This window comes from Neisseria sp. P0021.S007, assembly GCF_051956855.1.
This window is the reverse complement of record NZ_JBQCXA010000003.1, coordinates 142,267-163,472: the sequence shown is the minus strand read 5'-3', so window position 1 is coordinate 163,472 and position 21,206 is coordinate 142,267. Positions and strand designations below refer to the sequence as shown.

18 protein-coding genes are annotated in these 21,206 nt (G+C 49.0%); 8 read left to right on the top strand and 10 right to left on the bottom strand.

The annotated features are described in order from the left end of the window. Positions 1-58: 58 nt before the first annotated feature. The gene (locus tag ACTHUR_RS06140; RefSeq protein WP_070695495.1) at positions 59-1,327 is read right to left on the bottom strand and encodes a cell division protein ZipA C-terminal FtsZ-binding domain-containing protein; all 1,269 of its coding nucleotides are present in this window, start codon (positions 1,325-1,327) and stop codon (positions 59-61) included. A 175-nt stretch (positions 1,328-1,502) separates the two neighbouring features. Then, positions 1,503-2,069 (bottom strand): 1,6-anhydro-N-acetylmuramyl-L-alanine amidase AmpD, encoded by a 567-nt coding sequence (gene ampD / locus ACTHUR_RS06135; RefSeq protein ID WP_039862241.1) that lies wholly within the window; start codon positions 2,067-2,069, stop codon positions 1,503-1,505. 115 nt (positions 2,070-2,184) lie between these two features. Between ampD and mltG the strand changes: the two genes are divergently transcribed. The 3 genes from mltG to ACTHUR_RS06120 all read left to right on the top strand — a co-directional run bounded on the left by mltG (position 2,185) and on the right by ACTHUR_RS06120 (position 5,418). After that, positions 2,185-3,180, top strand: a complete 996-nt coding sequence (gene mltG / locus ACTHUR_RS06130; protein ID WP_004520116.1) for an endolytic transglycosylase MltG — start codon at positions 2,185-2,187, stop codon at positions 3,178-3,180. Positions 3,181-3,247: 67 nt separating this feature from the next. After that, positions 3,248-3,874, top strand: coding sequence for a dTMP kinase (tmk, locus tag ACTHUR_RS06125; RefSeq protein ID WP_004520117.1), 627 nt, complete (start codon positions 3,248-3,250; stop codon positions 3,872-3,874). 263 nt (positions 3,875-4,137) lie between these two features. Beyond that, entirely contained in the window at positions 4,138-5,418 is a 1,281-nt protein-coding gene (locus ACTHUR_RS06120; protein WP_083314053.1) for a malic enzyme-like NAD(P)-binding protein, read from the top strand. A gap of 299 nt (positions 5,419-5,717) precedes the next feature. On the opposite strand, the gene ACTHUR_RS06115 is transcribed toward ACTHUR_RS06120, so the two are convergent. The 7 genes from ACTHUR_RS06115 to ACTHUR_RS06085 all read right to left on the bottom strand — a co-directional run bounded on the left by ACTHUR_RS06115 (position 5,718) and on the right by ACTHUR_RS06085 (position 13,395). Next, entirely contained in the window at positions 5,718-7,061 is a 1,344-nt protein-coding gene (locus ACTHUR_RS06115; protein WP_070695497.1) for an aldehyde dehydrogenase family protein, read from the bottom strand. Positions 7,062-7,140: 79 nt separating this feature from the next. Continuing rightward, entirely contained in the window at positions 7,141-7,800 is a 660-nt protein-coding gene (locus ACTHUR_RS06110) for a MarC family protein (protein WP_004520122.1), read from the bottom strand. A 1-nt stretch (position 7,801) separates the two neighbouring features. Then, positions 7,802-8,953 carry a rod shape-determining protein RodA gene (gene rodA / locus ACTHUR_RS06105; protein ID WP_049336483.1) on the bottom strand — a complete coding sequence of 384 codons (1,152 nt, stop codon included), beginning with the start codon at positions 8,951-8,953 and terminating at the stop codon, positions 7,802-7,804. Then, a complete protein-coding gene (gene mrdA, locus ACTHUR_RS06100; protein ID WP_049336484.1) occupies positions 8,946-10,994 on the bottom strand; it encodes a penicillin-binding protein 2 in 2,049 nt (682 codons plus the stop codon). Before mrdA ends, rodA begins: the two co-directional genes overlap by 8 nt. 4 nt (positions 10,995-10,998) lie before the next feature. Beyond that, positions 10,999-11,499 (bottom strand): rod shape-determining protein MreD, encoded by a 501-nt coding sequence (gene mreD, locus ACTHUR_RS06095; protein WP_049336486.1) that lies wholly within the window; start codon positions 11,497-11,499, stop codon positions 10,999-11,001. A 4-nt stretch (positions 11,500-11,503) separates the two neighbouring features. Beyond that, positions 11,504-12,346 (bottom strand): rod shape-determining protein MreC, encoded by an 843-nt coding sequence (mreC, locus tag ACTHUR_RS06090; protein ID WP_049336487.1) that lies wholly within the window; start codon positions 12,344-12,346, stop codon positions 11,504-11,506. An 11-nt stretch (positions 12,347-12,357) separates the two neighbouring features. Next, positions 12,358-13,395, bottom strand: coding sequence for a rod shape-determining protein (locus ACTHUR_RS06085; RefSeq protein WP_039862245.1), 1,038 nt, complete (start codon positions 13,393-13,395; stop codon positions 12,358-12,360). Positions 13,396-13,619: 224 nt separating this feature from the next. On the opposite strand from ACTHUR_RS06085, the gene gatC reads away from it, so the two are divergent. The 5 genes from gatC (at position 13,620) to ACTHUR_RS06060 (ending at position 18,843) form a co-directional block, all read left to right on the top strand. Next, a complete protein-coding gene (gene gatC / locus ACTHUR_RS06080) occupies positions 13,620-13,910 on the top strand; it encodes an Asp-tRNA(Asn)/Glu-tRNA(Gln) amidotransferase subunit GatC (RefSeq protein WP_003685110.1) in 291 nt (96 codons plus the stop codon). A gap of 150 nt (positions 13,911-14,060) precedes the next feature. Then, a complete protein-coding gene (gene gatA / locus ACTHUR_RS06075) occupies positions 14,061-15,509 on the top strand; it encodes an Asp-tRNA(Asn)/Glu-tRNA(Gln) amidotransferase subunit GatA (RefSeq protein ID WP_049336489.1) in 1,449 nt (482 codons plus the stop codon). A 97-nt stretch (positions 15,510-15,606) separates the two neighbouring features. After that, positions 15,607-16,227: a trimeric intracellular cation channel family protein gene (locus tag ACTHUR_RS06070; RefSeq protein ID WP_049336490.1), complete on the top strand. Its 621-nt coding sequence runs from the start codon at positions 15,607-15,609 to the stop codon at positions 16,225-16,227. 101 nt (positions 16,228-16,328) lie between these two features. Further along, positions 16,329-17,759, top strand: coding sequence for an Asp-tRNA(Asn)/Glu-tRNA(Gln) amidotransferase subunit GatB (gene gatB, locus ACTHUR_RS06065; protein WP_003685244.1), 1,431 nt, complete (start codon positions 16,329-16,331; stop codon positions 17,757-17,759). 79 nt (positions 17,760-17,838) lie between these two features. After that, positions 17,839-18,843: an FAD-binding oxidoreductase gene (locus tag ACTHUR_RS06060; RefSeq protein ID WP_004520131.1), complete on the top strand. Its 1,005-nt coding sequence runs from the start codon at positions 17,839-17,841 to the stop codon at positions 18,841-18,843. Positions 18,844-19,083: 240 nt separating this feature from the next. On the opposite strand, the gene ACTHUR_RS06055 is transcribed toward ACTHUR_RS06060, so the two are convergent. Continuing rightward, positions 19,084-21,192: a LysM peptidoglycan-binding domain-containing protein gene (locus ACTHUR_RS06055; RefSeq protein ID WP_049336493.1), complete on the bottom strand. Its 2,109-nt coding sequence runs from the start codon at positions 21,190-21,192 to the stop codon at positions 19,084-19,086. Between the last annotated feature and the right edge of the window lie 14 nt (positions 21,193-21,206).

Genomic DNA, 21,206 nt, shown 5'->3' with positions numbered 1-21,206 from the left:
TTTACCTGAAAAAAGCGGATATGCCGTCATTGCATATCCGCTTTTTGATTGGGGAAGTTTAAGAGAACAGGCGCAGGGCTTGTTTGCTGCCGGGTTTGATACCGACTTTAAGCATTTCTTCCTGACGGGCCAAAACGTAGTTGCGTACGTCTTTGAGCCATTGGGTGGAAACTTCTTCCATTTGGTCGTTAACCAAATCTAAGCTGAGTTGGCCGGAAAGTTTGACAGCCAAGTCCATAAATTTGTCGAAAGTTTTTTCGCCGGCAGGAACATGCGGAATATCCAACAGCATGCTGAAGCCGCGGTAGGCTTGGTTGTCCAACAGAGGATTGGTAAACGGTTTGTTGTCCAAAGTATGGATGGAGAACAATTGAGGGTTGTTGTTGTCGCAGAAGTGGAACGCGCCGTCTTCACCCAGTTTGAAACCGGTTTCTTCCACGGCGGCACGCAATTCTACGCCGCTGATGTTGGAATGGGAAACCAAGTGAATGGCGATGGTTTGGTCAACACGCGCACAGAATTGGTCGAGAGCTTGTGCGACTTCGGTGAACGCATCCAAGTCGGTATGCAAAACTTTGCCGTCCATCAGTTGGGCAAAAGCATCAACCTGTTGGTCGAAGTGTTGCAGCTCTTCACGCGCTGCCAAACCGTTGCGGCTGACAGCTTGCAAGCCTATGACGAAGCCTTGGTAGTAAACGCCCGGAATCGGCTCGGCAACGCGGAAATGGTCGTCCATAGTGCAACCGATGATTTGGAAGCGGTGTGTGCCGGAAAGGCGCGGCAGGGCGTGCAATTCTTGGGCTTGTTTCAGGGAGATGTAGGCCATGTAGTCGAAGCGCGGGTCAAACCAAGGCAACTCGACTTGCGACAATTCGTCCAAGCTGATCAATGGTACTTGTACCACAGGTTCGGAAGCGGTTTCAACCGGAGCAGAAGCGGCTTCGGCAGGGCTAATGGTAATTTCGTTGTTTAAGCCGATAACAGTGTGTTGGATTTTTTCTTCTGCGGAAAAGTCGTCTTCCACAGTCAATTCGACATCGGTTTTAAGTTGGGCAGGATGAGCCAGTTTGGCTTTTGCCGCGTAGATTTCATCTTGCTCTTGCAGGTTGCGTAATGCCTCTTCGGTTTTTTTGTTTTTCTTGATAAACAAACCTTGGCCGCCAGTTTCTTTGCTGTCGCGGACGTGCTTGGTTTTGCTGGTCAAAAGCGCATCCTTATCGGAATGGCCGAATTGTTCGCGCACTTGTTTGCGGTATTGGTTTTCCTGGTACATGTTGTAACCGATGACCGCCAAAAGAGCGGCGAGGGCTAAGACGATGAAAATCATGGAGTAATCACTTTTTAAAAAGGCAGCATTCCGTCTTTTTCAGGGTGCGGAATCTTGCTGCATGGGAAGTTCGTTGGAGCCGGACTTTATGCGTCCGAATGAATAGCTGAATTATAACGAAAATAAACGGTTGTGACAGCATTATGTCTGCCAATCATTTCAGGCCGTCTGAAAGTTATCCGCGCCGGATGGGGAAACCTGCTTTTTGAAGGCGTGGCCAATCGAAGAAATGCCCAGGATCGGTTTTCCTGTCCGGCGCGATGTCTTGATGGCCGGTAACGGCCTGAATCGGGTAATGCTCGGAAATGGCGGTCAGCAAGGCTTGTAGGCTGGTGTATTGTGCTTCGGTAAAAGGCTCGAAATCGCAGCCTTCCAATTCGATACCGATGGAAAAGGCATTGCATTTTTCTCTGCCTTGAAACGACGATACGCCGGCATGATAGGCCATGTCGTCGCAGGAAACGAATTGGACGGTTTCGCCCTTACGGCTGATGAAAAAATGGCTGGAGACGCGCAAGGTGTGGATGATGCTGAAAAAAGGATGCTCGTTAGGGTTGATTTGGTTGGTAAACAATTTTTCCACTGCCCCTGTGTTGTACTCAAAAGGAGGGAGGGAAATATTGTGGAGGACAACCAATGAGACGTTTTCATCCGGTTCGCGCGGGCTGAAATTGGGCGAATGAGTTTGGCGTGCATTCAGCCAACGGCCGTTTTGCCAAGTGTTTTTTGAAGGGGAATTCATGGTTTCAGACGGCCTTTCGGGATAGGAAAACATACGTTGGGGAAGGTGGCAGGCTTAATGTGCTTGTTTTCGGTTATACTGTTGCCCGACACGTTCACAAACCAAGAATCCTACCATGTTGAAAAAATTGTTGAAATGGCTGGCCGTATTTTTGACGGCATTTGCCGCCGTGGTTGCCGCATTGTTGTTTGTTCCGAAAGACAACGGCAAACCATACCGTATTACCATTACCAAAAACCAAGGTATCTCTTCCGTCAGCCGCAAACTGGCTCAAGACGGCATTGTTTATAACCGTTATGTGCTGGTAGCTGCCGCATATGTGATGGGCGTGCACAACCAACTCAATGCCGGCTCTTACCGCCTGTCTGCCAAAGTATCGGCTTGGGACATTTTAAAACGCATTAAAAAAGGCCGTCCTGATTCGGTCAGCGTGCAAATTTTGGAAGGCGCGCGTTTTGCCCAAATGCGCCGTATTATCGACAATACTGCCGACATTGCCCACGATACGCGCGGTTGGAGTAATGAAAAACTAATGGCTGAAGTGGCGCCCGATGCCTTGAGCAGCAATCCTGAAGGACAGTTTTTCCCGGATAGTTACGAAATTGATGCTGGTGGCAGCGATCTTCAAATTTACAAAATCGCCTACCGTAAAATGCGGGAAAACCTGCAAGAAGCATGGGACGACCGTCAAAGCGGCCTGCCTTATAAAAATCCGTACGAAATGCTGATTATGGCGAGTCTGATTGAAAAAGAAACCGCACACGAAGACGACCGCGCCCATGTGGCCGCAGTATTCGTCAACCGCCTGAATATCGGCATGCGCCTGCAAACCGACCCGACCGTTATCTATGGCATGGGCGATGCGTATAAAGGCAGAATCCGCAAAGCCGACCTGCAACGCGATACGCCTTACAATACCTATACGCGCAGCGGTTTGACGCCGACGCCGATTGCGCTTCCCGGCAAGGCCGCGCTTGAAGCAGCGGGTCATCCGTCTGATGAAAAATATCTGTATTTCGTCTCAAAAATGGATGGTACGGGCTTGAGCGAGTTCAGCCACAATCTTTCTGAACACAACGCTGCCGTGCGCAAATATATTTTGAAGAAATAAACCGAATAGGCCGTCTGAAACATTTATAATCCCAGTTTCAGACGGCCTTTAAATTGACGATATCCATATGAAACCTAGATTTATTACCCTTGACGGCATAGACGGCGCAGGCAAGTCCACCAACCTCGCAGTAATGAAAGCATGGTTTGAGAAACACCAACTGCCCGTATTGTTTACGCGCGAACCGGGGGGTACTCCGGCCGGAGAAGCATTGCGTGAAATCCTGCTCAACCCTGCCACCCAAGTCGGCCTGCGTACCGAAACCCTGCTGATGTTTGCAGCCAGGCAGCAACACTTGGAAACAGTCATTCTGCCTGCCCTGAAAAACGGCACGCATGTCGTTTCCGACCGCTTTACCGATGCAACGTTTGCCTATCAAGGCGGTGGACGCGGTGTTCCCTTGCAAGATATTGCCACGCTTGAGCATTGGGTGCAGGGCGATTTCCGTCCAGATTTAACTTTGCTGTTGGATGTGCCTTTGGAAGTATCGATGGCGCGCATCAACCAAACGCGTGAGAAAGACCGCTTTGAACAAGAAGAAGCCGAGTTTTTCAATCGGGTGCGCGAAGTGTATCTGCAACGTGCTAACGAACAGCCGGAACGCTATGCCGTCATCGACAGCAGCCAAAGTCTGGACGCGGTAAAAAATCAGATTGAAACCGCGCTGGACAGTCATTTTGGATTGAATGTTTAAGTTTAAATAAAATGCCGTCTGAAAGAAGGGTAGTGTGGCGAAGAAATATTATTACAGAAGTTTTTAGACATAAAACTAAATAAAACGAAATATCAAAACAAATGTAATAAATATCGGTATGCGCCACCAAAAGAACATGATAAAATTACGGTCCCTTACAAAGCCGGTCTGTTAACAACCCGACTTTAGAAATTTTAAACGTCTGAAGCAGCCTGTTTCAGACTTGTTCGCTGTAAAATCTCTCTCGCAAACAGGATCGATAAATGGAAAATTCATTAAAAGAAGCCGCCCTGCAGTTCCACGAATTCCCCGTGCCGGGCAAAATCTCCGTTACCCCAACCAAATCTCTGGCCACTTCTAAAGATTTAGCGTTGGCGTACTCTCCGGGCGTAGCCGCTCCTTGTATGGAAATCCATGCCGATCCGCAAACTGCCTACAAATACACTGCCAAAGGCAATTTGGTTGCCGTGATTTCCAACGGTACAGCAGTGTTGGGTTTGGGCAACATCGGCGCATTGGCCGGTAAACCTGTAATGGAAGGCAAAGGCGTATTGTTCAAAAAATTCGCCGGTGTTGACGTATTCGATATCGAAATCGATGAAAAAGACCCGCAAAAATTGGTAGACATCATCGCTTCTTTGGAACCGACTTTCGGCGGCATCAACCTCGAAGACATCAAAGCGCCTGAGTGCTTCTATATCGAACGCGAATTGCGCAAACGTTGCAAAATCCCTGTATTCCACGACGACCAACACGGTACCGCCATCATTACCGCTGCCGCTGTACTGAACGCTTTGCGTTATACCGGCCGCAAAATTGAAGAAGCGACTTTGGTGTGCTCAGGTGCAGGTGCCGCAGCGATTGCCTGCTTGAACCAATTGCTGGATTTGGGTTTGAAACGCGAAAACGTGACCGTTTGCGACTCCAAAGGCGTGATTTACAAAACCCGCGAAGACAAAGACCGTATGGACGAGTCCAAACAGTTCTATGCCATTGAAGATAACGGCCAACGCGTATTGGCTGATGCCGTTAAAGATAAAGACATCTTCTTGGGTCTGTCCGGTGCCAACCTGCTGACTCCTGAAATGCTGAAAACCATGAACGAAAAACCAATCGTGTTCGCTATGGCAAACCCAAATCCGGAAATTCTGCCTCCTTTGGCAAAAGAAACCCGTCCGGATGTGGTGATCGGTACCGGCCGCTCAGACTTCCCGAACCAAGTAAACAACGTATTGTGCTTCCCATTTATCTTCCGTGGAGCATTGGATGTCGGCGCGACCACCATCAATGAAGAAATGAAACGCGCTTGCGTATACGCTTTGGCTGATTTGGCGATGGAAGAGGTAACTGAAGAAGTGGTTGCCGCTTACGGTAAGAAATTTGAATTCGGTGCGGAATACCTGATTCCTACCCCATTCGATTCCCGCCTGTTGCCTCGCGTTGCTACGGCTACTGCTAAAGCAGCAATGGAAAGCGGCGTGGCTACCCGTCCAATCGCTGATTTGGATGCGTATGCTGCTAAACTGGCCGGTTTGAAATTGTAATCCGGTAAGTAGTATTTGATTGAAAATGCCGTCTGAAAGTTGTATTTCAGACGGCATTTTTGTTTATTGGGTATTTTAGAAATGGCTTAATGCAGCAATCGGAATGAAGAACATGATAATCTGCTGCTTCAAAATGGACTGGGGAATATGGATTGCTTTTTAAGATAGGTTTCTATTTTTGAGCGGCTTTGATTTTGCAGGGTTTATACGGGATTAAATACAATATTTTTGCCAGTTTTTTAAACAACATCAGGCCGTCTGAAATTGGGTTTTCAGACGGCCTGAGTTAATGAAACGGTTTATTTTTGCCAATAGGTTTTGACGTTGACGAACTCGTACAGCCCGAATTCTGATAGCTCACGTCCATAACCTGAAGCTTTGACGCCGCCAAAGGGGAGGCGCAGGTCGCTGCTGGTGTGGCGGTTGATAAAGACAGAGCCTGCTTGGATTTTTTCGGCATATTGCCATGCGTTTGCCGTGTCGGCTGTGTAGATACAGGCGCCGAGGCCGAAAGGTGTGTCATTGGCAAGCGCAACGGCGTGATCCGGATTGTCGGCGCGTAAGATCATGGCAACCGGGCCGAAGACTTCTTCGTGCCAAACGCGGCAGTTTGGATTGACTTGATCCAATACCGTGGCAGGGTAAAACCAGATTTCTCCCTCAGGGATATAGCCGCCGCTCAAGCATTGCGCACCGTGTGCAACCGCATCTTGAACCTGCTCGTGAACGGTTTGACGCAGGTCTTGGCGGTGAAGCGGGGCAAGGGTGGTGTTCAAGTCTTTGGGATTGCCGGTTTGCAGTTTGGCACACTCGGCAAGGAAGAGCGGAATAAATTGTTCGGCAATATCTTGGGTAACAACAATGCGCTTGGCGGCATTGCAGGATTGTCCGGCATCGCGAAAGCGCGAATAGCAGGCATCGATGGCTGCGCGTTGCAGATCGGCATCGGGCAGAATGATAAACGGATTGCTGCCACCCAGTTCAAGGACGGTTTTTTTCAGATGTTTGCCTGCATGGGCGGCCAGCAGGCGGCCGGTATGGGTTGAACCGGTAAATGCCATGGCATCAGTATCTTCAATGGCTTTAAGCGTGTCTTCATGACTTAACCATGCGCCGATAAGTGGCAAACCTTCGGGGATAAGGCTGAATAGGGTTTCGCTGACGCGGGCGACACTGGGCGCAGGTTTGACTGCGCAGGCATTGCCGGCGCACAGGGCAGGGATGGCAAATCGTAAAATCTGCCAAACAGGGTAGTTCCACGGCATAACCGCCAAAACAACACCCAAAGGTTCGAAGCGGACTTGGCTGAGGCTGGCTTGGGTAGCGATGGTTTTATGGGCTAGCAGTTCGGGGGCAAGACGGACGTAGTAGCGGATAAGCTCGATGGATTTATTGATTTCGGCACGGCATTCGTGCAGGCAGCGTCCGACTTCTTCGCAAACCATTTCAGCAAGGCGTTCTTGGTTTTGGGTAAGGCTGTCGGCAAATTGCTGTAAGAGGGCGGTGCGCTCGGTAATGCTTGATTGAGCGAAGGTTTGCTGAAGGGTTTGGAGGCGGTTTAATTCGTCGGTAAATTCAGTGTAGTTTTGTGCCGGTCGGCGGCAAATGGTTTCACCGGTAAAGACATGGGTGCTGTGAAACATGGTTGGCTCCTTTGTTTTTATGTTTTTATGAGGCCGTCTGAAAATGTTTCAGACGGCCTTTTATTGTGATAATTGTACTTCAAGCGACCAGTTGGGGAAAAATAGATTTTAAGCCGGCAACAATAATCTCTACGGAAATGGCAGCAAGCATCATGCCCATGATACGGTTGAGGATGGTCAGGCCGGTCGTGCCCAAGCGTTTACTGATGCGTCCGGCAACGATCAGGATGAGATAGCAAATCAGGCTGACCAGAAAGCCGGAGATGATAATTAGGGCAATATCGCTGTAATTTTTGGCGGCAGAGGAGTAAATAATGACGGTAGAGATACCGCCGGGGCCGATGGTAATCGGAATGGCAATGGGTACGACGGCAATGGCTTTTTCATTGCGGCGGACTTGTTGCGCACTTTGATGTTCTTCTGAATGGGAATCAATTTTGGGTTTGGCAGGATTATCGTTGCCGTTCATTAAGGAGATGGCAATCAGCAAAACCAGAATACCGCCGCCGACTTGGAAGGAGCCGACGCTGATGCCGAGTACTTTCAACAAGATACCGCCGCCCAGTGCAAAGACGACAATCACGATGAAAACAGCCAATGCGGCAGTACGCGCGATTCTGCGCTTTTCTTTGGTGCTGTGGTTTTGTGTCAGGTCAAGATAAATTGAGAGCGCGCTGAAGGGGTTGATCAGTACAAGAAGTGCAACGAGAAGTTTGCCGATTTCTACACCTAATTCCATATTATTCCTTGCTTGCAGTTAGGTCGTCGTTGTCTATATTACGACGGCGGAGGTTTTTGTGTTCATTGGCAATACCCATCAACAGGGCGAGTACCACCATGATGGAAAGTGTAGCTGTACCGCCGTAGCTGACCAGGGGAAGGGGGACGCCGACAACGGGCAAAATACCGCTGACCATGCCCATGTTTACAAAGGCATAGCAGAAAAAGGTCATGGTCAACGCGCCTGCCAGAGTACGGCTGTAAAGGGATTGAGCTTGCGCGGCAATCCACAATCCGCGTGCCAGAATGATAAGGTAAACCAGCAGTAAAAGGATATTACCAATCAGGCCGAATTCTTCGCCGAATACTGCGAAAATAAAGTCAGTCGTTGATTCGGGAATATAGTCCAAATGGGTTTGCGTACCGTTGAGCCAGCCTTTGCCCCATACACCGCCCGAGCCGATGGCAATCATGGATTGGATGATGTGGTAGCCTGCACCTAACGGGTCTTTGGTTGGATCGAGCAGGGTGAGGACGCGGGTTTTCTGGTAGTCGTGCATGCCGTAATTCCACAAGAGCGGCAAGGCGGCTACAAAGGCAATAATAGCGGAAAAAATGGCTTTCCAAGGCAGTCCGGCAAAGAAGATGACAAAAATACCTGAAGCCATAATCAGCGCGGCCGTCCCCAGATCTGGCTGCTTCAAAATCAGGGCGACAGGAACAAGAATCAGCACGAGGGCGACAATATAATGTATCCATTTCAGACGGCCTTCATAGCGTTGGAAATACCACGCGACAGTCATGGGAATACCGATTTTCATGATTTCGGAAGGTTGGATACGGGTAAAGCCGATACTCAGCCAACGGGTCGAGCCGTTGACGGTAACGCCGGCGACTTCGACGCCAATCAACAGTAATACGCCGACAATGTAAACAGGCAGGGCGACTTTGGCAGCCGTTTGCGGCTTGAATACGGCGATAATCCATAAAAGGGCAAATCCCAAAACAGTATGGATGGTTTTGTTTTCCAATTGTCCGAACTCTTGCCCGTCTGCAGAATAGAGCAGGAACAGGCTCATGATGTAGATGGCGAGCATGGCAAAAAACAGCCAAGGGTCAATCGGGGCTGCAATGGTGGATTTGAAATTTTTCCACGCTGATGTGTTATTCATGATGAACCTCCGGCTGTGAGGCAGGGCTTGTCGGCGTCAGTCCGTAGGCAGATTGGAAAATGCTGGGAATAGGCTGATGTTTGTCCGTTGTTTCAGTTTTGGCTAAATCTGACTCAAGGCCGTCTGAAAACTGTTGCGGCTTGACGTGAAGCATATAAAAATCAGTCATTTCACGAGCCAATGGCGCGGCATACGCACCCCAACCGCCGTTTTCCAAAATAACGGCAATGGCGATTTCAGGTTTTTCCAATGGCGCAAACGAGATAAACCATGCGTGGTCGCGGTGTTGTTCGCGCAGGGCTACGGCGTTGTAGCGGCCGCCCTGTTTGATTTGTACGACCTGGGCCGTACCGGTTTTACCGCCCATCGTATAGGCGAGTCCGCCACTGATACGGTGCGCCGTACCGCCCGGTTTCAATACCTTTTCCATTGCGCGTTTGACGTATTCGAAGTTGTCTGCTTTGAACGGAATTTGACGCTCGGGATTGGGGTTGATACGGGTAATTTTGCGTGCGCCGAAATCCAATACTTCTTTGACCAAATGCGGCTGATGGACGACACCGTCATTGGCAAGAGAAGCTGTCGCATGTGCCATTTGCAAAGGCGTGTAGGCGTTGTAGCCTTGGCCGATGCTGACAGAAACCATTTCGCCGGCGCGCCATTCTTTGGCGGTAGGGTCGGAAGATTTGGCAAAGCGTTTGGCTTTCCATTCGCGGCTGGGCAAAACGCCTGCGTATTCGCTGGGCAGGTCAATGCCGGTTTTTTGGCCGAAACCGAATTGCGCCAGATACGGAGAGGCTTTATCGATACCCATTTCGTAACCCAAACGGTAGAAGAAGGTATCTGAGGATACTTGAATGGCTTTGCTCAAGTTGGCCGAGCCGTGACCGCTGCGGACGGAGTCGCGGAAGATATGGCGGCTGCCGGGTATGCTCCATGCGCCGGGAGCGGGGACGATGGTGTTTTGAGTGATTTTGCCGCTTTCCAACAAAGCCATGCCCATAAAGGGTTTGAATGTAGAACCCGGCGGATAAAGGCCTTGGGTAACGCGGTTGATCAAAGGCTTTTTCCAATCGTCATTCAGCATTTTCCAAGTGTCGCTGTCGATGCCATCAATAAAGAGGTTGGGATCGAAGGAAGGTTTGGAAACAAATGCCAAAACAGTACCGTCTTGCGGATTGATGGCCACCAATGCGCCACGGCGGTCGCCCAAGATGCGGTCGGCTTCCTGCTGCATGCGGATATCCATGCCTAGGCGCAAGGTTTGCCCCATTTTGGACGGGACATTTTTCAATATGCGGACGATATTGCCGTAAGCGTCTTTTTCGACTTCCTGATAGCCTGGGATGCCATGAAGCTGGTGTTCGTAATATTTTTCCAAGCCTGATTTGCCGATATGCGTACTGCCGCGATAGAGGGCAGTCAGGCCTTCTTCTTCCAGAATTTCTTTGTCTTTATCGCTAATACGGCCGATGTAGCCTAAGAAATGGGAGGTCAGCTTGCCGTAAGGATATTCGCGAAATGTGCGTGAGTTGACCTCTACGCCTTTGAATTCGCGCAGATGCACGGACAAACGGGCTGCCTCTTCATCGGTCAGCCTGAGCTTGAGTGGGATATTTTCAAATTTTCGATAGCTTTCGCGGTATTTTTTGAAGCGTTTTAAATCTGTCGGCGTGATATCGACGTATTTTTTCAATGCTTCAATGACATCTTCCATCTTACCTTCGATGCGGCTGGGAATAACTTCGAGCGAAAAGACTGGATAGTTTTTGGCCAAAGGAACGCCGTTGATATCGACGATTTCGCCACGTACGGGCGGAGTTGGAATCAGGGTGATGCGGTTACTCGATGCCTGACCGGAAAACTCATTGTGTTGAGTCACTTGCAAGTAAAAGAACCGCGCCAGCAAGATGGAAAAGAAGATGACAATCAGGACAAAAGCAACGAGCAGGCGCAATAAAGCGTCGGCTTGTGCAGCCTGAGCAGAAGGTTTTTTGGTATGTTGACCACCGGAAAGACGGCGTGGAAGAATCGGTTTCATCTTTTCAGTGGGAGCGGTAAATACGGGTCACAATCAGCATCAGCTGGCTGAGTATCGGCCAAAGCAATGCGCCGACAAATGGGGCAACAAAGCCTTGCAAAGTAATGACCTGATGATTGAGGAACAGACGGGCAACAGTTAAGACGGCCTGATTGAGAAGCAGCGCAGCCAAGACAGCGGCCAATTGCATAATATGGCCGTAAAGCATGATTTGGCGGCGGCGGTTTAAGATGAAATAAGTCATCACGACGTAAGACAGGGCATGTAATCCCAAAGTCGCGGCGGTTGCTGCATCGACAATCAGACCGATGGCAAAAGCCAGTCCCATGCCTGCGCGTTGCGGTTGGTGCAATGCCCAATACAGTAACATCAGTGCCGTCATTTCAGGCAGCCAGAAGAATCCGTCAAAGGAAAACGGCATAAAGTCCAGTATCATCATCACAATGAGACTGGCCGCCATGATGTGCAGCGGTACTGCACGGTAAGAATCGTCAAAATCGTTCATGAAATCAGCGTGGGGAAGAAGGGCCGGAAGAAAGTACCAAGACAAAACGGCTGCTGCGTAAAGCGGCCAAAGGCGTCAGTTGCGTATCGTAATAAGGCGTTCCCGATGCGCGAACAACCTTGCTGACGGTTGCAACGGGAATCCCCGCCGGATAAGTACCATCCAAACCAGAAGTCAGCAGAATATCGCCGGGTTTCAAGTCTGAGCCGGTTGGGAAATAGCGCAAATCCAAACCGTTGCCATTGCCGTATGCCAAGTTGCGTTCGCCGGTACGGCTGACGGCTATGGGGACAATGCTTTGTCCGCTTGAGATCAGTTCAATTTCCGCGCTTTGTGTGTGGACTTGTGTCAACAGGCCAATCAAACCGCTTTGATCGATGACCGCATCGCCAACTTTCAAGCCATCTTGGCTGCCCTTGCCGATAATCAGTCTTTCGGAAAGCGGATCTTTACCATTGGAAATGACTTCCGCACCGATAACGTTGTGAATGCCTTTTTGTTGCAAACCGTACAGTTTTTTCAATTCGCGCAATTCATCGGTATTGACTTTATCCCGCTGCAAATCGATTTTCAGACGGCCATTTTCTTCCAAAAGCCGGCGGTTCTGTTCCAAGAGCTCAGATTTGGACTGGGAGAGGTCGGCAAAATATTGATAAAGTTGAACAGGTTGATTCGCCAGCCATTGAACAGGATAGAGCATGGGCATTACTGCCGCACGTACAGGCTGCATCAATGAAAAGCGGTAATCGGCCACCATCAGGCCGGCAGCCAGCGTGATATAAACGACAAAACGAGGCAACAGCTTAGGGCCTTTTGCCTCGTCAAAGCGCAAAGAAGAGCGTTCCATAACCATCTACCTTATGGGTTTTCCGTGAATACGGTATCCCATTTGCCGATATAGTCCAAAGCCTTACCGGCGCCATAGGCAACGCAGTTCAGAGGCTGGTCGGCAATACCGACGGGCAGGCCGGTTGCATCGGCTAAGACGGTATCAATACCGTGCAGAAGCGCGCCGCCGCCGGTCAGCATAATGCCTCGGTCGGCAATGTCGCCGGCCAGTTCGGGTGGAGCCTGTTCCAAAGCCAGACGGACGGCACGGATGATTTGATTTACCGTTTCACTCAATGCTTCACGGATTTCATTTGATGTAACCGCCAAGGATTTAGGCGTGCCTTCAGCCAGATCACGGCCTTTAATGCGCATGGCTGTTTCGGTTTCAAAGCCCGATGCAGAGCCGATTTGTTTCTTCAATTCTTCTGCCGTAGCTTCACCAATCAAGACACCGCGATGACGGCGCAGGTAATGGATGATGCTTTTATCGAATTCATCGCCGGCTGCGCGGACAGAAGCAGAATAGGCCATGCCGCCCAGTGAAAGAATACCGATTTCAGTCGTACCGCCGCCAATATCGACAATCATCGAACCTGCCGCATCTTCAATCGGCAAGCCTGCGCCTAAAGCGGCAGCCATCGGTTCTTCAATCAAATGTACGCTTGCCGCGCCGGCGGCAAACGCTGAATCCAAAATCGCTTTACGTTCCACTTGGGTAGAGCCGCCCGGAACACAGATAACCACACGAGGCGGAACCAAAGACCGTCCTTCGGTGGCTTTTTTAATCAACATACCCAGCATACGCTCGGTAATCACAAAATCAGCAATCACGCCGTCCCTCATCGGGCGGACGATTTCAATATTGCGCGGCGCACGGCCCTGCATTTTTTTGGCTTCCGTGCCCACAGCCATAATTTTACTTTTATTGCCTGCGCCGGATTGAATCGCAACCATAGACGGTTCATCCAAAACAATCCCTTTGCCGCGTACAAAAATCAGCGTGTTGGCCGTGCCCAAGTCGATGGCAATATCATTGGAGAGGAAACGAGATAAAAGACGAAACATAGGATTCCTGAAATTCCGGCCCAGCCCGGATGTGTTTAGCATTATTTAAAATAAGAAAAACAGGTACACGGTTTAAGACGGATAAATGCCCCCTTAAAAGGCCGTCTGAATTAAAACACCATGCCAACCTGTTTGGTTTTCGGTTATAATTCTTCGCTTCATAGAAGACGAAATGCAATGATACCCCAAACCTAAGAGGCATTGCTATCAGACAAGGATTTTTTATGGCTTTAAGCTTAAATGATGTGGAAAAAATCGCAAAACTCTCGCGCCTCACTTTAACGGACGAAGAAAAAAACAAAACGCTTGCCGAGTTGAACGACATTTTCGCCATGGTTGAAAACATGCAAAGCGTCAATACCGACGGCATTGAACCCATGGCGCATCCGCACGAAGCCGCTTTGCGCCTGCGCGAAGATAAAGTGACTGAAACCGATCATGCCGCAGAATATCAGGCTGTTGCCCCCGAAGTGCGCAACCGACTGTATATCGTTCCTCAAGTGATTGAAGAATAAGGTTTCAGATGGCCTTTGCTTATCGGCAAGCCCCTATTGCAAGGCCGTCTGAAAGGATACTTTGTTCAGACGGCCCGATTTATTGATTTAAACGGATGTTTTCAATATCTGTTTTGAAAGCAAAAACTGTTTTATAGAAAGTACGGCACAATGACCGCTTACACGCTCAAACAAGCCAGCAGCCTGCTGCAATCCAAACAAATTTCCGCAGTCGAATTGGCGACCGAATATTTGGCCGCTATTGCTGCGAAAAACCCTGCCATCAACGGCTATGTGACCATCGATCAAGATAAGACCCTTGCTGAGGCCAAAGCAGCCGATGCGCGTATCGCAGCCGGCAATGCAACGGCTTTGACCGGTGTGCCGGTTGCTTATAAAGATATTTTCTGCCAAACAGGTTGGCGCAGTGCATGCAGCTCCAAAATGTTGGATAACTTTGTTTCTCCTTATACTGCCACTGTGGTGCAAAACCTGTTGGATGCCGGCATGGTGACTCTCGGCCGTACCAATATGGACGAATTTGCCATGGGTTCGACCAATGAGACTTCATTCTACGGCGCAACCAAAAACCCATGGAATCTTGAGCATGTTCCCGGCGGTTCGTCAGGCGGTTCGGCTGCTGTGATTGCGGCGCGTTTGGCACCGGCTGCGTTAGGTTCGGATACCGGCGGTTCTATCCGCCAGCCAGCATCGCATTGTGGCATTACCGGCATCAAGCCGACTTACGGTACGGTTTCACGCTTTGGTATGGTTGCTTATGCTTCCAGCTTTGACCAAGCCGGTCCTATGGCGCAAACGGCCGAAGACTGCGCGATTTTGTTGAACGCCATGGCCAGCTTTGACGAGCGCGATTCCACCAGCTTGGAGCGCGACAAAGAAGACTACACCCGTGATTTGGACAAGCCGCTCAAAGGTTTGAAAATCGGTTTGCCTAAAGAATATTTCGGCGAAGGCGCGGATGCCGATGTTCAGACGGCCTTGCAAAGTGTTATCGATTTGCTCAAAGCTCAAGGCGCAGAGACTGTTGAAGTTTCCCTGCCGCAAACATCATTGTCGATTCCTGCTTATTACGTTCTCGCCTCTGCGGAAGCAAGTACCAACTTATCCCGTTTTGACGGCGTACGTTATGGCCACCGTGCGGCGCAATTCGGCGATTTGGAAGAAATGTATAGTAACACCCGTGCCGAAGGTTTCGGCAGCGAGGTTAAGCGCCGTATCATGATCGGTACTTATGTATTGAGTCATGGTTACTACGATGCTTATTATCTGAAAGCGCAAAAACTGCGTCGTCTGGTTGCCAATGATTTTCAGACGGCCTTTGGTCAATGTGATTTCATTTTGGCGCCGACTGCACCGACTGCCGCGCCAAAACTCGGCAGCGACATTCACGACCCTGTACAAATGTACTTGTCCGATATTTACACCATCGCCGTGAACCTTGCCGGTTTGCCCGCATTGACTCTGCCAGCCGGTTTCAGCGCAAACGGCCTGCCGATTGGTGTGCAATTTATCGGCAACTATTTCTCCGAAGCCAAAATTTTGGGTGCCGCACATCAGGTTCAGCTGAGCAGCGATTGGCACACCAAAGCGCCGGAATAATGTTTTAGGGCCTTGATGATTCAAGGCCGTCTGAAAATAAACCATATAAAAGCGCCTGAATGTATTGAGGTGCTGCATATTGTAGATATTTAAAAACATGACAGCCACCGACTTCATTCAAATCATTGGGACAGCTGCGTTTGCCATTTCAGGCTATTTGGTCGGCTACAACAAGCGGTTGGATGTGCTCGGTGTCGTCATTACTGCGTTACTGACGGCTGTCGGCGGCGGCATGATACGCGATGGCTTGGTTGGCCGGATTCCGCAAGTGTTTTTGCAAACCGATGCGCTGATTGTTGTGTTTGCTACGCTTGCTATCGCATGGTTGATAAGGGTGCAACGTTATCGCAGCACCTATTTGGCCGCTGCTTTTATTATTGCCGATGCCATTGGTTTGGCAGCGTTCAGCATTACCGGTGCACAAATCGGTATGGCTTTGCAGCTTAATCTGTTCGGCGTTATTTCTTTGGCTTTTGTGACTGCCGTTGGTGGCGGTATTGCGCGCGATATTTTGGTCAATGATGTACCGATGATTTTGCGTACCGACCTTTACGGCAGCGTGGCTATTTTGATTGGCGGGCTGATTTATCTGTTCGGGCATTTGGGCTGGATTAATATTTTTACGTTAAACCTGCTCTTTGCCGGCGGATTGTTGTTCCGTCTGACTGCATACCATTTCCATTGGCAACTGCCCGGTTTCCAACGCCGCAGGAAATAAACTTATCTTACAGGCGGCCTGTTATGGTTTTTTATTCAGGCCGTCTGAAAAACGAATCACTCATTTAACCGATTAACTTTTTTTTCGACAGAAAGACCCTTATGACTTGGGAAACCGTAATCGGACTGGAAATCCACGTCCAACTCAACACCCAATCCAAAATCTTCAGCGGCGCATCCACTGCATTCGGTGCCGAACCTAATGCCCATGCCAGCGTGGTTGAGTGTGCGTTGCCGGGCGTATTGCCGGTAATGAACCGCGAAGTCGTCGAAAAAGCCATCAAACTCGGTTTGGCTTTGGATGCGAAAATTAATCAGAAAAACGTGTTCGACCGTAAAAACTATTTCTATCCTGATTTACCGAAAGGCTATCAAATCAGTCAGTTGGATTTGCCGATTGTTGAGCATGGCAAATTGGAAATCGTAGTGGGTGACGAGGTTAAAACCATCAATGTTACCCGTGCGCACATGGAAGAAGATGCGGGTAAATCCGTACATGAAGGTTTGAACGGTGCTACCGGTATCGACTTGAACCGTGCCGGTACGCCTTTGTTGGAAGTTGTCTCCGAGCCTGAAATGCGTTCCGCAGCCGAAGCTGTGGCATATGCTAAAGCGTTGCATGGTTTAGTGACTTGGCTGGATATTTGCGACGGTAATATGGCGGAAGGTTCGTTCCGTGTTGATGCCAACGTTTCTGTACGTCCAAAAGGTCAGGCCGAGTTCGGTACACGCCGTGAAATCAAAAACCTCAACTCTTTCCGCTTCTTGGAACAAGCCATCAATTATGAAGTGGAAGCGCAAATCGAAATTTTGGAAGATGGTGGTAAAGTACAGCAGGCAACCATGCTGTTTGATCCTGAAAAAGGCGAAACCCGTGTGATGCGTTTGAAAGAGGATGCGCACGATTACCGCTATTTCCCGGATCCGGATTTGCTGCCGGTCATTATTTCAGACGGCCAATTGCAAAAGGCCAAAGAGCAAATGCCTGAGTTGCCGCATGAAATGGCGGCGCGTTTTGTTGCCGATTACGGCGTGTCTGACTATGATGCGCGCCTGTTGACTGCCAGCCGCGCCCAAGCTGCCTATTTTGAAGAAGCGGCCAAAGCCTGCGGCCAAGGTAAATTGACGGCGAACTGGATGAACGGCGAGCTTGCCGCTACCTTGAACAAAGAAGGTTTGGAATTGGCTGAAAGCCCGATTACAGCTCCACGCCTTGCCGAGTTGGTTGCTAAAGTTGCAGATGGAACATTAAGCAGCAAATTGGCGAAAAAAGCTTTTGAAGCGATGTGGGCTGAGCCTGAAGCAGGTATTGCCGAAATCATCGAAAAACATGGTTTGCAACAGATTACTGACACTGGCGCAATTGAAGCGATGGTGGATGAAGTGTTGGCAAACAATGCGAAAGCCATTGAGCAATTCCGTTCCGGTAATGAAAAAGCCTTAAATGCGATTGTCGGCCAAGTGATGAAAGCAAGTAAAGGCAAGGCCAATCCGGCTCAGGTTCAAGAGTTGATTAAAGCCAAATTGGCTTGATAGATAGGATAGGCCGTCTGAAAACAGGTTTTATTTTCAGACGGCCTTTGTTTTTGATAATAAATTTATTCTAAATACCATGACACATACCATTACCTTACCAGATCAAACTACATTTACGGCGAATGAGGACGAAACTGTTCTTGCTGCCGCAACCCGTCAGAATTTAAATTTGCCTCATTCTTGCAAAAGTGGTGCCTGCGGGCAGTGTAAGGCTGAGTTGATTAGTGGCGAATTTGAAATGGGCAAACATATTGATAAAGCCATCAGTGAAGAAGAAAAAGCACAAGGTAAAGTGTTATTGTGCTGTACCACTGCAAAGAGCGACCTCAAAATCAATGTGCCGGGTTTTAATCAAAATGCTTTGCCGGTGCGCACTTTGCCTGTACGCATTGAAACGATTGAAATCAAACATGATGTTGCTTTGTTGCGATTGGCTTTGCCTAAAGCGCCGTCATTTGCATTTTATGCCGGACAATATATTGATTTGCTGCTTCCCGGCAATATCAGCCGCAGCTATTCAATTGCCAATTCTCCTGACCAAGAAGGTGTTTTGGACCTGCATATCCGCAAACGTGAAAACGGCGTATGCTCAGAAATGATTTTTGGTGCCGAGCCTAAAATCAAAGAAAAAGGCATTGTCCGCGTTAAAGGGCCATTAGGTACATTCACTTTGCAACAGGACAGCAATAAACCGATTGTTTTGTTGGCAACGGGTACAGGTTACGCACCTATCCGCAGCATCTTGCTTGATTTGATTCATCAGAATAGCGAACGTCAGGTTCATTTTTACTGGGGAGCACGTCAGCAGGAGGATTTGTACGCATTGGAAGAAGCAGAAGCATTAATAGACCGTCTGAAAAATGCGAAATTCTCGCCTGTTCTTTCTAAGCCTGATTCCGATTGGAAAGGGGAGAATGGGTACGTGCAAAATGTTGCCGCACAAAATTATCCTGATTTGAGCCAATACGAAGTTTATGCTTGTGGGTCACCAGCTATGACCGAGAGTGCGCAAAGTTTGCTGACTCAAAATTGCGCTTTACCGGAAGATGCCTTCTTCTGTGATGCTTTTTCACCGGCATAGGAATATATTTTACGGAATTCATATGTTTGGATAAGGGTATTTAGCATAGGGTTTGACGACAATTCGTTTGAAGAAGAGAGTGTGTTTTTGCACACTCTTTTTTTATACAGTAATTTTCAAAAAATATTTTTATCTTTAAGTAAAGACTATTCTGTTTGTTATCAAACATTAACTTGATTATCTATCATCAAGAAAAAGGCCGTCTGAATCTTTCAGACGGCCTTTGTTTTAAAGATAATATTAGCTACCAATCAGTTTCAAACGTTGACCGGGAGATACGGTACGGGTATTGCGGTTCCAACGGCGGATATCGTTAATATCAACATTGAAACGGCTGGCGATGGTGTTCAGGGTATCGCCTTTACGTACAGTGTAGGAAACGTTTTGAACCGGGTTGCTGCGGACTTTTGCCGGAGTAGCTGTAACACGGAGGATTTGGCCTTTTCTGATATTGTTGCCTTTGATGTTGTTGGCAATAATCAAATCAGCTACGCTCAAGTTGTAACGTTTGGAGATATTAAACAACGTATCACCATCTTCCACACGGTGTGTGCCTGCTGCAAGTGCTGCAGTTTGTGTGTTTTGTTGGCCATTTACACGGGCAAGACGCGCATTGATGCGTTGTTGTTGTTTAGCGGTATTGGCTGCGATACGTGCTGTACGAGCGCTTTCGGCAGTCACAACAGTTTGAACTTGTTTGGCTTCAGAAGTCGCTTCAGCAACAGTCGCTGCAGGTTCCTCCGCAGGTTGGCTTTGTACCAAAGCCATCAGGTCATCATGCTCTTCTTGAACCGGAGCAACAGCAACAGATTCAACTGCTGGAGTAGGGGCTACATCGTTTGCGGCAACAGTCGGTGCAGTCAAGTCGGCAGGGATAGCTGCTTTTGGTGCTTCAGCAACATTTGTGGCAGCAGGCTCAGCAGTAATATGGGTCATGGCTACAATAGGGGCGGCTACTTCCGCACTTGCAACTTGAGGCTGCGCCTTGGTTTCTGTTACCGCTACGGAAGTAACGTTTTCAGTTTTGCTGCGTGCAATAAAGTCAACCGGTTTGCTGGACTGTGGAACAACAGGAGCAACAATATTGGTCACGGTAGTTTGAGCAACTTTAACCGGTTCTGCTACGCTTGAAGCAATAATCGGCGACATAGCCGGCATATTGGATTGGTAAGTATCCGGCGTATTGTCTTTGTCGATAAAGTTAATAATGTCTTGACTTTGGGTAACTGAGTTTTTAGCCACCAAAATGCTGCGGCCTTCAGAAATGGCGCTACCGCTCAGGCCGTTGAGGCGTTTGAGTTCGGCTACGCTCATGCCGGTATCGTTGGCAATGGCGTTAAGCTTCTTGTTGCCCAAAGAAGTATAAATATCCCAAGACATCAGGGTATCTGGATTGGCATTGCGGTAGTTCTTTTCAAATGCAGAAACCGCAGAAACCGGCAACAACAGGCGACGATTGTTTTTAGGGATAAATACCGGGGCATTGAAACCTGGGTTGAGTGCCAACAGTTCGCTTTCGCTGATGTTTGCAAAACGAGCGATTGTGCTGTTATCAATAGGTTTGTCGATGCTGACAGATTTGAAATACGGCTGATTGCTGATTTCGCTGATATTCATACCGAAGGTTTGCGGATTGGCAACGATATTGCGTACTGCCAATAGTTTTGGAACGTAGTTGCGTGTTTCGTTCGGCATACGCAGGTTTTCGTATGTTGGTTCCAAACCTTGCGCACGGGCGCGGTTTACGGCACGGCCGACGTTACCTTCGCCCCAGTTGTAAGCGGCAAGCGCCAAAGACCAGTCGCCGAACATACCGTGCAGGTATTGCAGGTAGTTCAATGCAGCATCGGTAGCGGCGTAAACGTCGTGGCGGCCGTCATACAAAGGCGTTTTTTCCAAGCCGAAGTGGCGGCCGGTAGCCGGCATAAATTGCCACAGGCCGGATGCGCCGACGTGTGATTTGGCTTTGGTTACGAATGCGCTTTCAATGAAGGGCAGCAAAGCGATTTCGGCGGGCATATTGCGTTTTTTAACTTCATTGGCAATATGGTACATATAAGGTTTGCTGCGGGAGATGGTGCGGTCGAAATATGCACTGTTTGCAGCAAATTTGTTTTCATGGCGGCGAACCAGTTCTGTATTGACTTCGTTGATGCGGAAGTCTTTACGCAACGATGCCCATAAGCTGCCGGAGCCGAAGGTTTGTGCTTTGGCTTGGTCGAGCAGGGCGGAGTTGAGGCGCATCATGGCCATGCCGACTTGGTTGGGTGTAGCGTTTTGTGCGTAGGCTGTGGCGGAAACCGCCGACAGGCTTGAAACGGTCAGAGCGATGGTTTTTAGTTTTGCCATAGTAAATAAAGTTA

Bases quoted from the DNA above. Each gene is read 5' to 3' on its own strand.
- ACTHUR_RS06140 (WP_070695495.1), bottom strand. From the start codon at position 1,327: ATGATTTTCATCGTCTTAGCCCTCGCCGCTCTTTTGGCGGTCATCGGT.
- ampD (WP_039862241.1), bottom strand. From the start codon at position 2,069: ATGAATTCCCCTTCAAAAAACACTTGGCAAAACGGCCGTTGGCTGAAT.
- mltG (WP_004520116.1), top strand. From the start codon at position 2,185: ATGTTGAAAAAATTGTTGAAATGGCTGGCCGTATTTTTGACGGCATTT.
- tmk (WP_004520117.1), top strand. From the start codon at position 3,248: ATGAAACCTAGATTTATTACCCTTGACGGCATAGACGGCGCAGGCAAG.
- ACTHUR_RS06120 (WP_083314053.1), top strand. From the start codon at position 4,138: ATGGAAAATTCATTAAAAGAAGCCGCCCTGCAGTTCCACGAATTCCCC.
- ACTHUR_RS06115 (WP_070695497.1), bottom strand. From the start codon at position 7,061: ATGTTTCACAGCACCCATGTCTTTACCGGTGAAACCATTTGCCGCCGA.
- ACTHUR_RS06110 (WP_004520122.1), bottom strand. From the start codon at position 7,800: ATGGAATTAGGTGTAGAAATCGGCAAACTTCTCGTTGCACTTCTTGTA.
- rodA (WP_049336483.1), bottom strand. From the start codon at position 8,953: ATGAATAACACATCAGCGTGGAAAAATTTCAAATCCACCATTGCAGCC.
- mrdA (WP_049336484.1), bottom strand. From the start codon at position 10,994: ATGAAACCGATTCTTCCACGCCGTCTTTCCGGTGGTCAACATACCAAA.
- mreD (WP_049336486.1), bottom strand. From the start codon at position 11,499: ATGAACGATTTTGACGATTCTTACCGTGCAGTACCGCTGCACATCATG.
- mreC (WP_049336487.1), bottom strand. From the start codon at position 12,346: ATGGAACGCTCTTCTTTGCGCTTTGACGAGGCAAAAGGCCCTAAGCTG.
- ACTHUR_RS06085 (WP_039862245.1), bottom strand. From the start codon at position 13,395: ATGTTTCGTCTTTTATCTCGTTTCCTCTCCAATGATATTGCCATCGAC.
- gatC (WP_003685110.1), top strand. From the start codon at position 13,620: ATGGCTTTAAGCTTAAATGATGTGGAAAAAATCGCAAAACTCTCGCGC.
- gatA (WP_049336489.1), top strand. From the start codon at position 14,061: ATGACCGCTTACACGCTCAAACAAGCCAGCAGCCTGCTGCAATCCAAA.
- ACTHUR_RS06070 (WP_049336490.1), top strand. From the start codon at position 15,607: ATGACAGCCACCGACTTCATTCAAATCATTGGGACAGCTGCGTTTGCC.
- gatB (WP_003685244.1), top strand. From the start codon at position 16,329: ATGACTTGGGAAACCGTAATCGGACTGGAAATCCACGTCCAACTCAAC.
- ACTHUR_RS06060 (WP_004520131.1), top strand. From the start codon at position 17,839: ATGACACATACCATTACCTTACCAGATCAAACTACATTTACGGCGAAT.
- ACTHUR_RS06055 (WP_049336493.1), bottom strand. From the start codon at position 21,192: ATGGCAAAACTAAAAACCATCGCTCTGACCGTTTCAAGCCTGTCGGCG.